Origin of the sequence: Pseudonocardia sp., from assembly GCF_050250275.1 — a bacterium.
Classification (GTDB): domain Bacteria; phylum Actinomycetota; class Actinomycetes; order Mycobacteriales; family Pseudonocardiaceae; genus Pseudonocardia.
On record NZ_JBFWOY010000010.1, the window covers coordinates 69192 to 85059 of the forward strand.

Genomic DNA, 15868 nt, shown 5'->3' on the forward strand with positions numbered 1-15868 from the left:
CGGCGGGTCCGCGCTTGCCGTCGGGCGTTCCGCGACGGCCGGGTCGTCACCCGGAGCACCCCACCGCGGAGGAGGGTTGCCGACCAGCGAGCCGGGGCTTGACGCTGGCACTCTTGACCTGGTCGGGGACTGTAGGTGACCGGCCGTGCGCCGCGCAACCGTGGCCGCCGTCACAGCGCCGCGCGGCCCAGGGGTCAGCGGCTGGACGCGGGCGCGCGGCGCGACTCGGGATCGGGGTCGCCCACGAGGTCGGACACCATGCGCCCCAACGCGGTCGCGAACTTGAAGCCGTGCCCGGAGAACCCGGCCGCCACGACGAGGGGGCCGGTCCGCTCCAGCAGGAACTCGGCGTCGGGCGTGGAGACGAACGCGCAGCGGAACCGGGTGGGGGCGCCGGCGTCGAGGCCGGGGAGGAACTCGCCGACGTAGTCCTGCAGCCGGCTCAGCTGGGCCTGCTCGGGCGCGGGATCGGTGCCGTCGGGGTCCCACCGCGGGCCCGCGCCGCCGAACCCGACCTTGACCCCCGCGCACGGCACGCCGACCCCGTAGACGCCTCCGGGCCAGCCGTCGTCGGGGCCGGTGTGGTGGACGAAGGTGGGCCAGCGCAGCTCGGTGGGGACCGAGGGTGTGCCGCCCACCAGCGGGAACACCGCAGGCTGCTCCTCGGTGACCTGCAACGGCGGCAGCGGGACGAGGTCGCCGACGAGCCCGGCCGTCCATGCGCCGGCGGCGAGGACGACGCGGCGGGTCCGGATCGAGCCGCCCGGGGTGTGGACCTCGGCGAGGTCGCGCCCGAGGACCTCGATCTGCTCGACGGGCGTCGAGTAGCGGACGGTGGCGCCGCGGCCCATCGCGGCGGCGGTCAGCGCGGCGACGGCCTGGTCGGCGCGCAGCCGGCCCGCCGAGTCGGGCTGGTGCAGGACCGGCCCGTCGAACTGCATGCCGGGCCAGCGCGCGGCCGCCTCGTCCCGGTCGAGCCAGGCGTGCCGGACATCGTGCGCGGCAAGGGTTCTCGCGACGGCGGCGATGCGTTTCGGATCGCCGTGGTCGATGCCGCCGGTGAGGGTCAGCAGCGACGCCCCGGTCTCGTGTTCGAGCTCCCGCCAGCGCTGCAGCGACTCGACGGCGAGCTTCACGTGCAGCGGTGAGGTGCAGCCCTGCCGGTAGACGCGCGCCGCGCCGTGGGGCGAGACCCGTGGATGGCACAGCTCGGCCTTCTCCAGCACGACGACCTCGTGGCCTCGGCGGGCCAGCTGCCACGCGGCGGCGGTGCCGATGACGCCGCCACCGACGACGACCACCTCCACCGACGCGGAGCGTGCGCGTGGCTGCGGCACCGCATCGAGGACACGGGTCATGAAGGCCTCCGACTGCCGGCGGAACGTGGTGGAGCGGACAGTCGTCGGCCGCGTGGTTGCGGGTACTGGGCCCGCGGACCGTCGGGGGTGCGTGGCACGGAGTGACCGCGGTGGTCGGACCAGTGACGCCGCAACGATCGCGACCGACTCAACAGGCAATGCCGGGCCAAGTCAAGGCGTGCCGCCGGCCCCGTCCCCGGGTCGGGGCGCACGTCGGCTGCTGCCCGGCGGGGAGCGCATCGCGGGCTGAGACGTGGATCACCCGTCCGGGGATGCCGCGTGCCGCGCCTGCGCCGACCGCGCCCACCGCCGTCGTGTCGTACGGTCGGCGCGTGTCCGCAGCCGCATCCGCCATCACGACGTCCCACGGCGACCCGCCGGCCTGGTTCACCGCCGCCGTCGCCACCGAGGCCGAACCCGGCGAGGTCGACGTCGACGGGGTGAGGATCCGTTACCGCAGCTGGGGTCCACCCGGCGACGGGCTCGTCCTCGTCCACGGCGGCGCCGCCCATGCCCGCTGGTGGGACCACATCGGGCCGCTGCTGGCCCGTCCCGAGGGCCGCCGCGTCGTCGCCATGGACCTGTCCGGGCACGGCGACTCCGGCAGCCGGTCGGAGAGCTACTCGCTGACCGGCTGGGCCGACGAGGTCGTGGCCGTCGCCGAGGCGTCGGGCACCGGCCCGCTGCCGACCGTCATCGGGCACAGCATGGGCGGCATGGTCGCGCTCACCGCGGCGCAGCGCCACGGCGAGCGGCTCGCGGGCGCGGTCGTCGTCGACGCCCCGGTGCGGGAGCAGACCCCGGAGGAGACCGCGGCCCGCGAACAGCGCGCGTTCGGGCCGCTGCGGGTCTACCCGACCCGCGAGGAGGCCATCGCCCGGTTCCGCCTCGTGCCCGACCAGCAGGCGCAGCTCCCGTACGTCGTCGCCCACATCGCGACGCACTCGCTGCGCGCGGTCGAGGGTGGCTGGAGCTGGAAGTTCGATCCCGCGGTGTTCGCCCGCAGCGCCATGGCCCCCGCCGATCTGGCCGTACCCGGCTGCCGGGTGGCCCTCTTCCGCGCCGAGAACGGGCTCGTCCCCGCCGACATGGGCGAGATGATCGTCGACCGGCTCGGCAACGGGGTGCCCCTGATCGAGATCCCGACGGCCGCGCACCACGTGATGGTCGACCACCCGCTCGCCCTGGTCACCGGCCTGCGCGCGCTGCTGGCCGACTGGCGGCACTCGCGGGCGCACCGCCGCGCCTGACCCGGTCGCACGCACGGCCAGGAAATCCGGCACGCATCGCGAGGTCCCGCGCCGGACGCCCGGGCACGCTGGGCCGATGGGGTCGATGGCGGGCAGGTCGGGGCTGGTCACGGGCGCTGCGAGCGGGATCGGCCGGGCCACCGCCGTGCGCGCGGCCGCCGAGGGCGCGGCGGTGCTGGTGTCGGACCTGGAGTCGGCGCGCGCGGACGGTGAGGAGACCGTCGCGATCATCCGCGAGGCCGGTGGCGCGGCCGAGTTCCAGGTCTGCGACGTGGCGGAACCGGCCGACCACGACGCGCTCGTCGCCGCGGTCCTCGACCGCTGGGGCAGGCTCGACTTCGCGCACAACAACGCCGGCGTCGGCGGAGGTGGGGCGCTGCTGGCCGACGTCGACGACGACGAGTTCGACCGCGTCATCGCGATCAACCTGCGCGGGGTGTTCCTGGGGATGAAGCGCCAGATCCGGGCGATGCTCGCCGGTGGTGGCGGGTCGATCGTCAACACCGCGTCCAACGCCGGGCTGCGCGGGGTGACGCGGCTCGCGCCCTACACCGCCGCCAAGCACGGGCTGGTGGGCCTGACGAAGAACGCCGCGGTCGAGTACGCCGAGGACCTGATCCGGGTGAACGCGGTCGCGCCGGGGACGATCATGACGGGCTTCGCCCGGGGTGCGAGTCCCGAGCGGCTCGCGCAGATCATGAAGCCACAGGCGTTGCAGCGCATCGGCGAGCCCGAGGAGGTGGCCGCCGCCGTCGTGTGGCTGATGTCCGACGACGCGTCGTTCGTCACGGGCGTCACGCTGCCGGTCGACGCGGGCTCCGTCGCCGGCTGGTGAGCGGCGGGGCGTCGCGCCCGCCCGCGTCGCCGACCCGTGGGGAGACGTGGGGGGCGCCCGGGGCCGGGCGTCGTCCCGGCCGCCCGCAATCCCGACAGTTGGGAACCACATCTCAGCTTGTGGATTAGCGGTGCTAACCTCCCCGCAGGACCGCGGAGGAGGACCTGGTGACCGTGACGACGGCCGAGCACACACGATCGCGACGCCGCTGGCTCGTGCTCGCGATCGGGGTGTTCTCCCAGGCCTCGGCCTGCGCATTCGTGTACGGCATCCCGTTCCTCGTCCCGCAGCTGCGCGACACGTTCGGCCTGTCGCTCGCGGCGGTCGGCGTCTACGTCGCCGCCCCCACGGCAGGGCTGCTGCTGACGCTCGTCGCGTGGGGCGCGGCAGCCGACCGGTTCGGCGAACGCAGGGTCATGGCGATCGGGCTCGCCGCCGGGTCCCTCGCGATGGGCTGGGTCGCGCTCGGCCCGCACGACGACGGTGCCGGCGTCGTCGCCCTGCTGGGGCTCGCCGGGGCGCTGTCGTCGTCGGTGTGGGCGGCCAGCGGCCGCATGGTCATGGGCTGGTTCCCCCGTACCGAACGCGGCGTCGCCATGGGCATCCGGCAGACCGCGCAGCCCCTCGGCGTCGGCATCGCGGGCCTGCTGCTGCCCACCCTCGGCCAGCACTTCGGCCCCTTCACCGCGCTCGCCGTCCCGGCCGGGCTGTGCGTGCTCGCCGCCGTACTGATCGCGACGCTCGCCCCCGACCCGCCCCGCGCGCCGCGCGCCGCGGGTGCGCCCGCCGCGCGCTCGCCCTACGGCGGCACCCCGCTGTGGCGGATCCACCTGTCCAGCGCGCTGCTGGTGGTGCCGCAGTTCGCGATCGCCGTGTTCTCCACCGAGTACCTCGTCCGCGAGCAACACTGGGGCGCCGCCGGTGCGGGCGCGTTCGTCGCGGTCATGCAGGTCGCCGGGGCCGCGGGCCGGATCGGCGCCGGCTGGTGGTCCGACCGGGTCGGATCGCGGATGCGGCCGATGCGCCAGCTCGCCGCCGCGGCCACGCTGGTGCTGCTGGCGGTCGCGCTCGGCGACCTCGTCGCGCCGTGGCTCGCCGTCGCCGCCCTCGCGGTCGGCGCGGTGGTCTCGGTGGCCGACAACGGACTGGCCTACACCGCCGTCGCCGAGATGGCCGGGTCGTCGTGGTCGGGTCGGGCCCTGGGTATCCAGAACACCGGCCAGAACCTCGTCTCCGCCGCCGCGCCGGTCGCGCTCGGCGCCGTCATCGGTGTCGCGGGCTACGCCGTCGGGTTCGCCGTGGCCGCGCTGGCCCCGCTCGCCGCGATCGCGACGACTCCCGTCCGGGGCGAGCGCCCGCCGTCCTGGTAGCCGGTCAGCCTCTCGCGCGCAACGCCTCCGCGGTGGCGAGGACCAGCCCGGGATCGGCGTCGTAGGGGGTGTTGAGCGAGACCCGCGTCGCCAGCCCGTCGAACCGCTCGTGCAGGCCCGCCGCGACCTCGTCGGGGGTCCCGCCGACGGCGAACGCGTCGACGACGTCGTCGTCGATCAGGCCGGCCATCTCGTCCCACGCCTGCTGCCGGGACAACCCGTTGAGCCGCACGTGCAGCTCCTCCCAGCCGTGGGCCTCCAGGACCGGCTTGTACGCGGGGGTCGAGGCGTAGAACGCGATCTGCCGACGGGTCCCCGCGAGGGCCCGCGCGCGGGCGTCCTCGTCGGCGCCCAGCACGACGAACGCCGGCATGCTGACGGTGAACCCGTCCAGGGCGCCGCCGCGGGCCGCACGCAGCGTCGGCACGATGGCCTCGGCGAGGTAGCGCCTCGACGTCATCGGATGGCACATGATGCCGTCGGTGACCCGGCCCGCGACCTCCACCATCCGTGGCCCGACCGCGGCCAGCAGCACCGGCGGGTTGCCGTACGGGTTGGGGCCGGGGGAGAAGATCTCGGTCAACAGGCTGTGGGAGTAGAACTCGCCCCTGAACGAGAGGCGCTCACCGGAGGCGAACGCCTCCCAGATCGCGCGCATCGCCGAGACGAACTCCTCCATCCGCGCGGCCGGGCTGCTCCACGGCATCGCGAAGCGGCGCTCGATGTGCGCCTTGACCTGCGACCCGATCCCCAGCTCGAACCGTCCCTTCGAGATCAGGGTGATGTCGTTGGCCGCCATGGCCAGCGTCATCGGGGTGCGGGCGAACGCCACCGCAATGGCCGACTGCAGGGTGATCCGCTCGGTCCGCCGCGCGGCGAGCGCGAGCGCGACGAACACGTCGTGCTGCGTCTCGGGGATACCCACCCCGGAATAGCCCTGCTCCTCGGCCCGGACGGCGGCGGCCTCGACACCCTCCGGCTCGTTGCGGACGTCGACGACGGCTTCGACCAGCACGGGCGACCACGCTCCTTCGCATCGGTTGCGCCGATCCACCCACACCGGCCGGGCCCGGGTCCACCCGGGCCCGGCAACGTCACCGGAGGCTCACGCGTGCGGGTGATCCGCGGTGGCGGGGCGCCCGCACGCGTCGCCGGGGCGGGCGCGGTGTCGCATCGGGCGCACTCGCGCGTGTGCAAGGATCGATCACGGGTTGGCCGCGACCGGGCCACCTCAGTCGACGGAGGTCCGAGCACGTGAGCGCACGGCCGAGCCGCACGCCCGGCGGCGCCCGCGTGTCCGCGACCCGGCGCCGGGGCGGGGCAGGCACGGTCACCCGGACCACCCCGGCCGCGTCCACCTCGTTCCACGACCCGCTCCACGCCGCGCGGCCCGCCGGGGGCGCCCGCGACGACGCCGCCGTGCAGGCCCCGCTGCAGGAGGCGGTCCTCGACCCGACCCTGCAGCAGAACACGACCGCCGGTGCCGGCTCCGGCACGCCGACCGTGGCGCACGACGGCCGGCCCCCCGACATCACGAACCCGAACCCGCTGTCGGCACCGCCGCCGCCGCACTGACGCCGCGGCGCCGCCGCATCCGGCCGGACCCGGTCCCACGCATCGTCCACGACCAGGGAGAACACCACGATGACTCTCGTGGAGAGCGTCCGACGACGCGTGCTCGGCTTCGTCGTGCCGCTCTACATGCGCTGGCGCAACCGCCGCGGGGGCGGGGCCCTCGACATCACCGAGATCCTCCCCGACGAGGCGCTCATGCCGCTGCGCCGCGTCGGCGTCGACCCGGTCCCGGAACTGGGCGAGCTGCGTGACCGCGAGCCCGTCTCGGCGCTGGACGCGCCGTACGGGATCCGGGCGTGGCTGGTCACCGGGTACGAGGAGGCGAAGGACGTCCTGGCGGCGACCGACGCGTTCAGCAACGACTTCACCCACCTCGTCGGCCGGCTGGGCATCACGGCCGAACAGGACCCGGGCGGCCTCGGGTTCGCCGACCCGCCCGACCACACGCGGCTGCGCCGCTTCCTCACCCCCGAGTTCACCGTCCGGCGGCTGCGCCGGCTGGCGCCGCGCATCGAGGCCATCGTCGAGGGCCAGCTCGACGTCATGGCCGCCACCGTGGCCGACGGCGGCCGGGCCGACCTGGTCCGCGACTTCGCGCTGCCCATCCCGTCGCTCGCGATCTGCGAGCTCCTCGGCGTCCGCTACGAGGACCGTGGCGACTTCGAACGGCTCTCGACGGCCAGGTTCGACCTGCTCGGCGGGTTCTCCGGCTCCTTCGGCGCCATGTCGGAGTCGGTGGGCTACCTGCTCGAGGTCGTCGCCAAGGAGCGCCAGGACCCCGGCGAGGGACTGCTCGGGATGCTGGTGCGCGAGCACGGCGACGAGATCGACGACCGCGAGATGGCCGGGATCGCCGACGGCCTGCTCACCGGCGGGCTCGAGACCACCACCAGCATGCTCGCCCTCGGCGGGCTCGTCGTCATGCGCGACGCGGCGCTGCGTGCGTCGCTGCTGGCCGACGACGCCGCGCCGGACCGGCTCGTCGAGGAGCTGCTGCGGATCATCACCCCGGTGCAGGTCGCGTTCCCGCGCTTCGCCCGGACCGAGACGACCGTCGGCGGGAAGACGATCCTGCCCGGCGACGTCGTGCTCTGCTCGCTCTCGGCGGCCGACCGCGACCCGCGCCTGGGTGCGGACATGGACGGTGTCGACGCCACGCGCAAGGTCGCGCCGCACCTCGCGTTCGGCTACGGCATCCACCGTTGCGTCGGCGCGGAGCTGGCCCGGATGGAGCTGCGGACGGCCTACCCGGCGCTGATCCGCCGGTTCCCGGAGATCCACGCGGCGGTCACGGACGCGGAGCTGCCGTACCGGCCGCTGTCGTTCGTCTACGGCGTCGACGCGCTGCCGGTCGAGCTGGGGACGGCGGCACCGGTGCCCGCGCCCGCGCCCGCGCCTGCCGAGCCTGCCTGACCGGCGGGCAGGGCGAGGCGGGCCAGGACGCCGCGATGGTCGCTGCGGGGCAGGTCGAGGAAGCGCACCGACTCCGCCTCGATGCCCGGGGTGGTCAGTACGTGGTCGATCTGCGGTCCGATGGTGGGGCCCCAGGGACCCCACGTCGGGGTGAGGCCCTGGCCGCGCTGCTCGGCGGCGTCCCGGCAGCCCTGTGCGGCGGAGCGCAGCACGGAGTGGTCGTACGTGGCGTTGAGGTCGCCGGCGACGATCGCGGGCCCACTCCCCGCGCACCACGTCTGCAGCCGGGACAGGTCGGTGGCCCAGACGTCGAGCCGGTCGGGCAGCGGTGAGCGGGGGTGGACGGCCGCGAAGCGCAGCGCGCCGAGCCGTCCACCCGTGACCTCCAGGTACGGGATCTCCATGGAGGTGCCGACGGTGATCGTCACCGGGCCCAGGCTGTCGGCGACGAGGACGGTCACCCCGGACACGTCGGCGACCCCGCGCCCGGTCGACGACCGGACCCGGTACCCCAGCGGCGTGACGAGCGGGGCGATCCGGTCCCGGAAGCGGACCCCGGCCTCGGGCAGCGACACGAGATCCGGCCGTTCGGTGCGCACGACGTCGGCGAGCGCCGCCGGTGTCGCCCGGCCCTCGTAGACGTTGAACGCCAGCACGGTCAGCGTCGGTGCGCCCGCCGGGGGTGGCGGGTCGGCGACCAGCCGGGGCACCACGGCCGCGACGCCCGCGACGGCGACGGCCAGCAGGCCGACGGCGAAGGGCCACAGTCGTCGGCGGAACACCGTCGCGACGAGTGCCACCAGTCCCAGCAGCCCGACGACCACCACCACGTACGGACGGAACGCCACGATCTGGGCGAACGGCGCGACGCGGTCGAGCCCCCACAACCGGTCGGGGACGGTGACCAGCACGGCCGACACGGTGAGCAGCGCCGCCGCGGTGGGGCGCACCCACGGCCCGCGCCTGCCCGGCGCGGCGGGTGGCGCTGCGGGCGCGGAGGTGGTCGTCATCGACCGCCATCCTGCCGGGGCCGGATGAGAGGACGCTGAGATCCACCCGCCGGGGTGGATCCCGGCGCCCGCCCCGCGGGTCCCGGCCTCCGGCGCGGTGTCAGGCGCGGAACTCGGCGGGCCGCTCGGGGGAGGCCTCGGCGAGGGCGGCGCGCACACCGTCGGCGTCGAAGTCCTTGCCGTAGACCGGGGTGCCGGGCTGCTGGCGCCAGGACTCGGCGAGCGACCCGGCGTCGACGGGGTCGAACCCGAGGGCGTCGACGAGGTCGAGAACGGTCTGCTTGCCGGGCCCGTCACCGGCGACCGGCAGCGCGATGCGGCCCTGGGTCCCGGCGGGGGTGCCACGCTCGAGCAGGTGCTTCCAGAAGATCCCGTTGAAGACCTTGAACACGGGTGACCCGATCTGCTCGGCCACCCAGACGCTCTCGGGTGTGCCGTCCTCGATGGCCTCGATGCGGCCGTCGCGCTGCCGGGGGTAGTAGTTGTTCGTCTCGACGACGGGTGCGCCGTCCACGGCCTTCGCGACGATCCCCGGCGCCAGGGCGGGAACGTTCTTCTGCGGGATGCTGACGATCACGAGCTCTGCGTCGGTGGCGGCGTCGGCGGCCCAGACGGCGGTGGCGCCGGTATCGGCGGCCAGCTCGGCGAGCGTCTCGGGGGCGCGGGAGTTGGCCACCCGCACGTCGTGCCCGAGCCCGGCGAGCTTCCGGGTGAGGGTGCCGCCGATGTATCCCGCGCCGATGATTCCGATCCTCATGTCCGCGCCAACCCCGCCGCCACCGGGCGGCATTCCCCGACCGGACGTGCGGGAGCCCGGCCGGGCGGACCGGCCGGGCTCCGTGTGTGCGGCGACGTCGTGTTCAGCGAACGTTCGACCGGACAGCCGGGATCAGTAGATGTCGAAGGTCACACCGTGCTCGGACTCCGGGCGCGGGCCGAAGATGCGGCGCTCGGACTCGTCGATCGGGCGGTCGTTGATGCTGGCCTCGCGGCGGCGCATGAGGCCGTCCTCGCTGAACTCCCACAGCTCGTTGCCGTAGGAGCGGTACCACTGGCCCGCGGCGTCGTGGCTCTCGTACTGGAAGCGCACGGCGATGCGGTTGTCGGTGTAGGCCCACAGCTCCTTGCGCAGCGCGTAGTCGAGCTCGCGCTCCCACTTCTGCGTCAGGAACTTGACGATGTCCTCGCGACCGACGACGTGGGCGTCGCGGTTGCGCCACACCGAGTCCTCGGTGTAGGCGAGCGCCACCTTCTCCGGGTTGCGGGTGTTCCACCCGTCCTCGGCGCCCTGGACCTTCTTGGCGGCGGCCTCGGCGTCGAACGGCGGGAACGGCGGACGGCTCATGGGTGCGACCTCCTCGTCGGATCGGAGAACGAGCGTTCTCCGCCTCGGGGGGTAGTCTAGAGAACGACCGTTCTCGGTCAAGTGGAGGAGTGACGTGGATCTCGCAGAGGCATCCGATCGGCTGCTGGTGGCAGCGGAACGGCTGTACTACTCCCGCGGCATCGCAGCCGTCGGGATCGACGACGTCCGGTCGGCGGCCGGCGTCTCGATGCGCCGCCTCTACCAGCTCTACCCGTCGAAGGAACACCTGGTCGCGGCGTACCTCGACGCCCGCGACGTGCGCTGGCGCGGCCGTGTCGAGGCGCACGTCGACGCGGCGGGTGACGACCCGGGGGACCGGCTGCTCGCCGTCTTCGACTGGCTCGGCCTGTGGTTCGCCGAGGACGACTTCCGGGGCTGCGCGTTCATCAACGCGTTCGGCGAGATCGGCGGGGAGTCGCCGCTGGTCCTGGCCGCGGTCCGGCGGCACAAGGACCTCTTCCGCGACTACCTCCTCGACCTCGCCCGGGCGTTCCCCACCGACGCACCGCAGCCACTCGCGGCCGCCGTCACCCTCCTCGCCGAGGGGGCGATGACCGCCGCCGCCATCGGCACCGACCCCGACGCCGCCGCCCACGCGAAGGCGGCGGCACGGACCCTGATGGACGCCGCGCGGCGCTAGCCTCGCTCGCGGCGATCGACCAGCCGCTGCAGCTTGCCGACGGAGCGCTCCAGGGTGTCCGGGTCGACCACCTCGCAGGTCACGCTCACCCCGACCGTGTCCTTGACGGCCCTGACCAGCTCGGCGGCCGCGGCGTCGCGGCGGTCGGCCGGCGTCGACGGCCGGGCCTCCACCCGCACGCCGAGCGCGTCCATCCGGCCACGTGTCGTCAGCACCAGCTGGAAATGCGGCGCCAGGCCGGCGGTGCGCAGCACGATCTCCTCGATCTGGGTCGGGAAGACGTTCACCCCGCGAAGGATGATCATGTCGTCGCTGCGGCCGGTGATCTTGTCCATCCGGCGCATCCCGGGCCGGGCGGTGCCCGGACGCAGCGTCGTCAGGTCGCGGGTGCGGTACCGGATGATCGGCAGCGCCTCCTTGGTCAGCGAGGTGAACAGCAGCTCGCCCGACTCGCCGTCGGGAAGGGGCGTCGCATCCAGTGGGTCGACCACCTCGGGCAGGAAGTGGTCCTCCCAGACGTGCAGCCCGTCCTTGGTCTCGACGCACTCCTGCGACACCCCGGGGCCCATGACCTCGGACAAGCCGTAGATGTCGACCGCGTGCATGTCCATGCGGTCCTCGATCTCGAGGCGCATCTGCTCGGTCCACGGCTCCGCGCCGAAGATGCCCACCTGCAGCGACGACGTGCGCGGGTCGATGCCCTGCTTCTCGAACTCGTCGACGACGGTCAGCATGTAGCTGGGCGTCACCATGATCAGGTCGGGGCGGAAGTCCTGGATGAGCTGCACCTGGCGCGGGGTCATCCCGCCCGACACGGGGATCGCCGTCGCACCGAGCTTCTCGATCCCGTAGTGCGCGCCCAGACCGCCGGTGAACAGGCCGTAGCCGTAGGCGTTGTGCACCTTGTGGCCCGGGCGCCCGCCCGCGGCGCGGATGCTGCGCGCGACGACCGTCGCCCAGTTCTCGATGTCGCGCTCGGTGTACCCGACCACCGTCGGGCGGCCCGTCGTGCCCGACGACGCGTGCACCCGGCGCACCTGCTCCTGCGGCACGGCGAACATGCCGAACGGGTAGTTGTCGCGCAGGTCGGCCTTGGTCGTCGTGGGGAACCTCGCGAGGTCGGCGAGCTCGCGGCAGTCGTCGGGGTGCACGCCGGCGGCGTCGAAGGAGGCCTTGTAGAACGGCACGTTGTCGTAGGCGTGGCGCAGCGTCCACTGCAGACGTTCCAGCTGCAGCGCACGCAGCTCGTCGACGGACATGCGCTCGGCGGCGTCGAGGCTCGCCGGGTCGGGGGAGTCCCCGAGACGACGCGCGGTCGCGGTGCTCACTTCACGCCCTCCTTCTGCGTCGACTCCTTCTGCGTCGACTCCTTCTTGGCGACGAGCGTCAGCACGTCGTAGCGGGCGACCGACTCGCCGTCCTGGCGCGTGACGTCGGCGTCCCAGCGGACCTCGCCGTAGTCCGCCGTGTCTCGCGGGGTGAGCTGCTTGCACGTCAGCGTCACGGTCAGCTCGTCGCCGAAGCGGACCGGGGTGAGGAAGCGCAGGTCGTCCACACCGAAGTTGGCGAGCACCGGACCGGGGTCGGGGTCGACGAACAGGCCCGCCGCGAGCGACACGACGAGGTAGCCGTGCGCGACGCGCTCGCCGAACAGGGGGTTGGCCGCGGCGGCCTCGGCGTCCATGTGCGCGTAGAAGGTGTCACCGGTGAACTCGGCGAAGTGCTCCACGTCCTGCTGTGTCACCCGGCGCGGGCCCGCGACGATGGTGTCGCCCGGGCGCAGCTCCTCCAGGTGCTTGCGGAACGGGTGCACGTCGGTCTCGTGGCGCTGCGAGCCGCGCACCCACCGCCCGGTGATCGCGGTCAGGGTGTCGGGGTCGGCCTGGATCGCGGTGCGCTGCATGTGGTGCAGGACGCCGCGGATGCCGCCCATCTCCTCGCCGCCACCCGCGCGGCCGGGGCCGCCGTGCACCAGCGCCGGCAGCGGCGAGCCGTGCCCGGTGGACTCCTTCGCGTCCCGCTGGTTGAGCACGAGCACCCGGCCGTGCCACGGCGCGACGCCGAGCACGATCTCGCGGGCGACGGCCGGGTCGGCGGTGACGACCGACCCCGCGAGGCTGCCGTTGCCGCGCGCCGCGAGCTCGATCACCTGCGGGACCGACGAGTAGCCCATGACCGTCGACACCGGGCCGAAGGCCTCGACCTCGTGCGGCGCGCCGTGGTCGGGGTCGGCGGTGAGCAGCACGGGGGACAGGAACGCGCCGCGCTCGGCGTCGGCGCCGACGACGTCGACCTTGCCGGGGTCGCCGTGCACGATCCGGCCCGCGTCGGCGAGCGCGGCGATGTTGCGGCGCACCTCGTCGCGCTGGTCGAGGCTCGCGAGCGCACCCATCCGGACGCCCTCGGCGTCGGGGGCGCCGACGACCGTCTTCCCCAGCCGCGCCGAGATCGCCTCGACGACGGCGTCGACGTGCTGCTCCGGGACGAAGGCGCGGCGGATCGCCGTGCACTTCTGGCCGGCCTTGACCGTCATCTCGGCGACGACGCCCTTCACGTAGAGGTCGAACTCGGGGCTTCCGGGCGCGACGTCGGGGCCGAGGATCGACATGTTGAGCGAGTCGGCCTCCGCGCTGAACCGGACGGACTCGCGGACGATCCTCGGGTGCGTCCGCAGCGTCGCGGCGGTGGCCGCGGACCCGGTGAACGCCACCAGGTCCTGGCCGGTGAGGTGGTCGAACAGGTCGCCGACACCGCCCGCGACGTACTGCAGGGTGCCCTCGGGCAGGATCCCGGAGCCGACGATCAGCTCGACGAGCGCGGAGGTGAGGAACGCCGTCGGGCTCGCGGGCTTCACCAGGCTCGGGACGCCGGCGAGGAACGCGGGCGCGAACTTCTCCAGCGGCCCCCACACCGGGAAGTTGAACGCGTTGACCTGCACCGCGACACCGTGCAGCGGGGTCGCGACGTGCTGGCCGACGAACGTCCCGCCCCGGCCCAGCGGCTCGACCGCACCGTCGACGTAGACGGTGTCGTTGGGCAGCTCGCGGCGGCCCTTGGAGGCGTAGGCGAGCAGGACGCCGATCCCGCCGTCGACGTCGAACTTCGAGTCCGACAACGTCGCCCCGGTGCGCGCGGACACCGCGTAGAGCTCGTCGCGGTGCTCGCGCAGGTGCCCGGCCAGCGCTTTGAGCAGCCCCGCGCGCTGGTGGAACGTCAGCTCGCGCAGCGCCGGGCCCCCGACGCGGCGGCCGTGGTCGAGCGCCGCCGCCATGTCGATCCCCGCCGACGACAGCCGCGCCACCTCCTCGCCGGTCACCGCGTCGAACAGGGGGCGGGCGTCGCCGTCGGGCGAGTGCCAGGTCCCGGCGACGTAGCTGCGGAGCGTCTCGGTCATCGGATGTCCTCCCGGGGACGGCCGGTCGAGGGGCGCGGCCGCCGAACGATCGTTCGGTCAGTCGTGGCAAGCTAGCACCTCCACCCCCGTCAGCGGAACGCCGCGCGACGCCGGACTGACCGAACGATCGGTCGGAGAGCCGTTACGCTGACGCGATGGCCGCCGACTCTCCCGCCGTCCTCGTCGAGCGCGACAGCGCCGACCCCGCCGTCGCCGTCGTCACGATGAACCGCCCCGAGCGGTACAACGCCCTGACCGTCGAGCTCAAGGTCGCCCTGCGCGACGCGCTCGTCTCCGTCGCCGGTGACGAGAGCGTCCGCGCCGTCGTGCTCACCGGGGCCGGGCGCTCCTTCTGCGTCGGGCAGGACCTCGGCGAACACGCCGCCGCGCTGGCCGAGGGCGCCGAGTTCACCACGGTCGAGGAGCACTACAACCCCATCGTCCTCGCCATGGCCGAGGCGCCCAAGCCGGTGATCGCCGCCGTCAACGGCACCTGCGTCGGCGCCGGCCTGGGCTTCGCGCTCGCCGCCGACCTGCGCGTCGCCGCCGCCGGCGCCACCTTCGCGACGGCCTTCACCGGCATCGGGCTCACCGCCGACTCCGGTCTGTCGGCCACCCTCGCGCACATGGTCGGCGTCGCCCGCGCCACCGAGCTGCTCCTGCTCGGCGAACGTTTCACCGCCGAGGACGCCGCCGCCTGGGGGCTGGCCCGGGTCGCCCAGGGCGAGGCGCTCGACGACGCCCTGCAGCTGGCCCGCACCCTCGCCGCCGGACCCACGCTGGCCTACGGGGAGGTCAAGGCCGCGGTGCGCTTCGGTGCGGTCAACGAGCTGCCCGCCGTCCTCGCCAACGAGGGCCGCGGCCAGGCCCGCCTCGCCGCCACCGCCGACCACCGCGGTGCCGTCGCCGCGTTCCTCGACAAGCGCAAGCCCACCTTCGAGGGTCGATGACGGCGAACACCGGGCGCGCGGTGCGCCCCCGCGGCCCCAGCGGCGGTTCGGAGTCGGTGCTGGACAAGGCCGTCCTCGAGTTCAACGCCCGCGGCTACGACGCCACCAGCATGGAGGACCTGTCCCGCGCGGTGGGGATCACGAAGTCGTCGTTCTACCACCACTTCGCGGGCAAGGAGGCCCTGCTGCGGGCGGCGCTGGAACGTGCCCTCGACGGGCTGTTCTCCGCGCTCGACGAGCCGCCGGGCGCCGAGCCGCCCACCGGTCCGTCCGACCGGCTGCGCCGGATCGTGACCCGTCAGGTGCGGGTGCTGATGGACGAGCTGCCCTACGTCACGCTGCTGCTGCGGGTGCGTGGCAACACCGAGACCGAACGGTGGGCGCTGGAGCGCCGCCGTGAGTACGACGGACAGATCGCCGCCCTGGTGCAGGCGGCTGCCGACGCGGGGGAGATTCGCGAGGGCGTCGACCCGGTCCTCGCCGCGCGGCTGCTCTCGGGCCTGGTCAACTCCGTCGCCGAGTGGTACCGGCCCGGCAGGCGGGGGATGTCGGGGCTGCCCGAGGACGTCGCGCGCGCGGCCGTCGAGGGGATCCTCCCGGCAGGCCCCTGACCACGCCGGGCGCCCCCTGGATCGCGCGCAACCTGACTGCTGCCGATCGGCCCGTCGACGACCGTGAGGTTGCGCCCGATCGTTCGCGCGCAACCT

At 74.3% G+C, this 15868-nt stretch carries 15 protein-coding genes and 1 riboswitch; of the genes, 8 read left to right on the forward strand and 7 right to left on the reverse strand.

All coding sequences use genetic code 11. The features are described from left to right. Nucleotides 1–5 precede the first annotated feature (5 nt). A riboswitch (SAM riboswitch) is annotated at nucleotides 6–119 on the reverse strand. A 75-nt stretch (nucleotides 120–194) separates the two neighbouring features. Next, nucleotides 195–1358 (reverse strand): FAD-dependent oxidoreductase, encoded by a 1164-nt coding sequence (locus AB7F12_RS11600; RefSeq protein WP_428497671.1) that lies wholly within the window; start codon nucleotides 1356–1358, stop codon nucleotides 195–197. Nucleotides 1359–1690: 332 nt separating this feature from the next. On the opposite strand from AB7F12_RS11600, the gene AB7F12_RS11605 reads away from it, so the two are divergent. From AB7F12_RS11605 to AB7F12_RS11615, 3 genes are all read left to right on the forward strand, one after another. After that, nucleotides 1691–2608 (forward strand): alpha/beta fold hydrolase, encoded by a 918-nt coding sequence (locus AB7F12_RS11605; RefSeq protein WP_428497670.1) that lies wholly within the window; start codon nucleotides 1691–1693, stop codon nucleotides 2606–2608. A 76-nt stretch (nucleotides 2609–2684) separates the two neighbouring features. Further along, nucleotides 2685–3443 carry a glucose 1-dehydrogenase gene (locus tag AB7F12_RS11610; RefSeq protein ID WP_428497669.1) on the forward strand — a complete coding sequence of 253 codons (759 nt, stop codon included), beginning with the start codon at nucleotides 2685–2687 and terminating at the stop codon, nucleotides 3441–3443. Between the two features lie 167 nt (nucleotides 3444–3610). Beyond that, the gene (locus AB7F12_RS11615; RefSeq protein WP_428516391.1) at nucleotides 3611–4813 is read left to right on the forward strand and encodes an MFS transporter; all 1203 of its coding nucleotides are present in this window, start codon (nucleotides 3611–3613) and stop codon (nucleotides 4811–4813) included. Nucleotides 4814–4817: 4 nt separating this feature from the next. Here the strand turns inward: AB7F12_RS11615 and AB7F12_RS11620 are convergent, their stop codons facing one another. Then, the gene (locus AB7F12_RS11620; protein WP_428502587.1) at nucleotides 4818–5828 is read right to left on the reverse strand and encodes a TIGR03617 family F420-dependent LLM class oxidoreductase; all 1011 of its coding nucleotides are present in this window, start codon (nucleotides 5826–5828) and stop codon (nucleotides 4818–4820) included. A gap of 239 nt (nucleotides 5829–6067) precedes the next feature. Here AB7F12_RS11620 and AB7F12_RS11625 point away from each other — a divergent pair, with 239 nt between their 5' ends. Together AB7F12_RS11625 and AB7F12_RS11630 are read left to right on the forward strand one after the other, a co-directional pair. Further along, nucleotides 6068–6388 (forward strand): hypothetical protein, encoded by a 321-nt coding sequence (locus AB7F12_RS11625; RefSeq protein ID WP_428502588.1) that lies wholly within the window; start codon nucleotides 6068–6070, stop codon nucleotides 6386–6388. A 69-nt stretch (nucleotides 6389–6457) separates the two neighbouring features. After that, on the forward strand, nucleotides 6458–7801 hold the full coding sequence (locus tag AB7F12_RS11630; protein WP_428502589.1) for a cytochrome P450: 1344 nt from the start codon (nucleotides 6458–6460) through the stop codon (nucleotides 7799–7801). On the opposite strand, the gene AB7F12_RS11635 is transcribed toward AB7F12_RS11630, so the two are convergent. From AB7F12_RS11635 to AB7F12_RS11645, 3 genes are all read right to left on the reverse strand, one after another. Continuing rightward, nucleotides 7717–8811, reverse strand: a complete 1095-nt coding sequence (locus AB7F12_RS11635; RefSeq protein WP_428502590.1) for an endonuclease/exonuclease/phosphatase family protein — start codon at nucleotides 8809–8811, stop codon at nucleotides 7717–7719. The genes AB7F12_RS11630 and AB7F12_RS11635 overlap by 85 nt on opposite strands. A gap of 100 nt (nucleotides 8812–8911) precedes the next feature. Further along, entirely contained in the window at nucleotides 8912–9568 is a 657-nt protein-coding gene (locus tag AB7F12_RS11640; RefSeq protein WP_428516389.1) for an NADPH-dependent F420 reductase, read from the reverse strand. 132 nt (nucleotides 9569–9700) lie between these two features. Then, on the reverse strand, nucleotides 9701–10156 hold the full coding sequence (locus tag AB7F12_RS11645) for a nuclear transport factor 2 family protein (RefSeq protein WP_428502592.1): 456 nt from the start codon (nucleotides 10154–10156) through the stop codon (nucleotides 9701–9703). Between the two features lie 94 nt (nucleotides 10157–10250). Here AB7F12_RS11645 and AB7F12_RS11650 point away from each other — a divergent pair, with 94 nt between their 5' ends. Next, on the forward strand, nucleotides 10251–10817 hold the full coding sequence (locus AB7F12_RS11650) for a TetR/AcrR family transcriptional regulator (protein ID WP_428502594.1): 567 nt from the start codon (nucleotides 10251–10253) through the stop codon (nucleotides 10815–10817). On the opposite strand, the gene paaK is transcribed toward AB7F12_RS11650, so the two are convergent. Beyond that, nucleotides 10814–12076: a phenylacetate--CoA ligase PaaK gene (paaK, locus tag AB7F12_RS11655; RefSeq protein WP_428516401.1), complete on the reverse strand. Its 1263-nt coding sequence runs from the start codon at nucleotides 12074–12076 to the stop codon at nucleotides 10814–10816. The genes AB7F12_RS11650 and paaK overlap by 4 nt on opposite strands. 65 nt (nucleotides 12077–12141) lie before the next feature. Further along, the gene (gene paaZ, locus AB7F12_RS11660; protein ID WP_428499724.1) at nucleotides 12142–14211 is read right to left on the reverse strand and encodes a phenylacetic acid degradation bifunctional protein PaaZ; all 2070 of its coding nucleotides are present in this window, start codon (nucleotides 14209–14211) and stop codon (nucleotides 12142–12144) included. A gap of 155 nt (nucleotides 14212–14366) precedes the next feature. Here paaZ and AB7F12_RS11665 point away from each other — a divergent pair, with 155 nt between their 5' ends. Then, the gene (locus AB7F12_RS11665) at nucleotides 14367–15161 is read left to right on the forward strand and encodes an enoyl-CoA hydratase/isomerase family protein (protein ID WP_428499723.1); all 795 of its coding nucleotides are present in this window, start codon (nucleotides 14367–14369) and stop codon (nucleotides 15159–15161) included. Then, the gene (locus tag AB7F12_RS11670) at nucleotides 15158–15772 is read left to right on the forward strand and encodes a TetR/AcrR family transcriptional regulator (protein ID WP_428499722.1); all 615 of its coding nucleotides are present in this window, start codon (nucleotides 15158–15160) and stop codon (nucleotides 15770–15772) included. Before AB7F12_RS11665 ends, AB7F12_RS11670 begins: the two co-directional genes overlap by 4 nt. Nucleotides 15773–15868 lie beyond the last annotated feature (96 nt).

Bases quoted from the DNA above. Each gene is read 5' to 3' on its own strand.
- AB7F12_RS11600 (WP_428497671.1), bottom strand. From the start codon at position 1,358: ATGACCCGTGTCCTCGATGCGGTGCCGCAGCCACGCGCACGCTCCGCG.
- AB7F12_RS11610 (WP_428497669.1), top strand. From the start codon at position 2,685: ATGGGGTCGATGGCGGGCAGGTCGGGGCTGGTCACGGGCGCTGCGAGC.
- AB7F12_RS11630 (WP_428502589.1), top strand. From the start codon at position 6,458: ATGACTCTCGTGGAGAGCGTCCGACGACGCGTGCTCGGCTTCGTCGTG.
- AB7F12_RS11635 (WP_428502590.1), bottom strand. From the start codon at position 8,811: ATGACGACCACCTCCGCGCCCGCAGCGCCACCCGCCGCGCCGGGCAGG.
- AB7F12_RS11640 (WP_428516389.1), bottom strand. From the start codon at position 9,568: ATGAGGATCGGAATCATCGGCGCGGGATACATCGGCGGCACCCTCACC.
- AB7F12_RS11645 (WP_428502592.1), bottom strand. From the start codon at position 10,156: ATGAGCCGTCCGCCGTTCCCGCCGTTCGACGCCGAGGCCGCCGCCAAG.
- paaK (WP_428516401.1), bottom strand. From the start codon at position 12,076: ATGTCCGTCGACGAGCTGCGTGCGCTGCAGCTGGAACGTCTGCAGTGG.
- paaZ (WP_428499724.1), bottom strand. From the start codon at position 14,211: ATGACCGAGACGCTCCGCAGCTACGTCGCCGGGACCTGGCACTCGCCC.
- AB7F12_RS11665 (WP_428499723.1), top strand. From the start codon at position 14,367: ATGGCCGCCGACTCTCCCGCCGTCCTCGTCGAGCGCGACAGCGCCGAC.
- AB7F12_RS11670 (WP_428499722.1), top strand. From the start codon at position 15,158: ATGACGGCGAACACCGGGCGCGCGGTGCGCCCCCGCGGCCCCAGCGGC.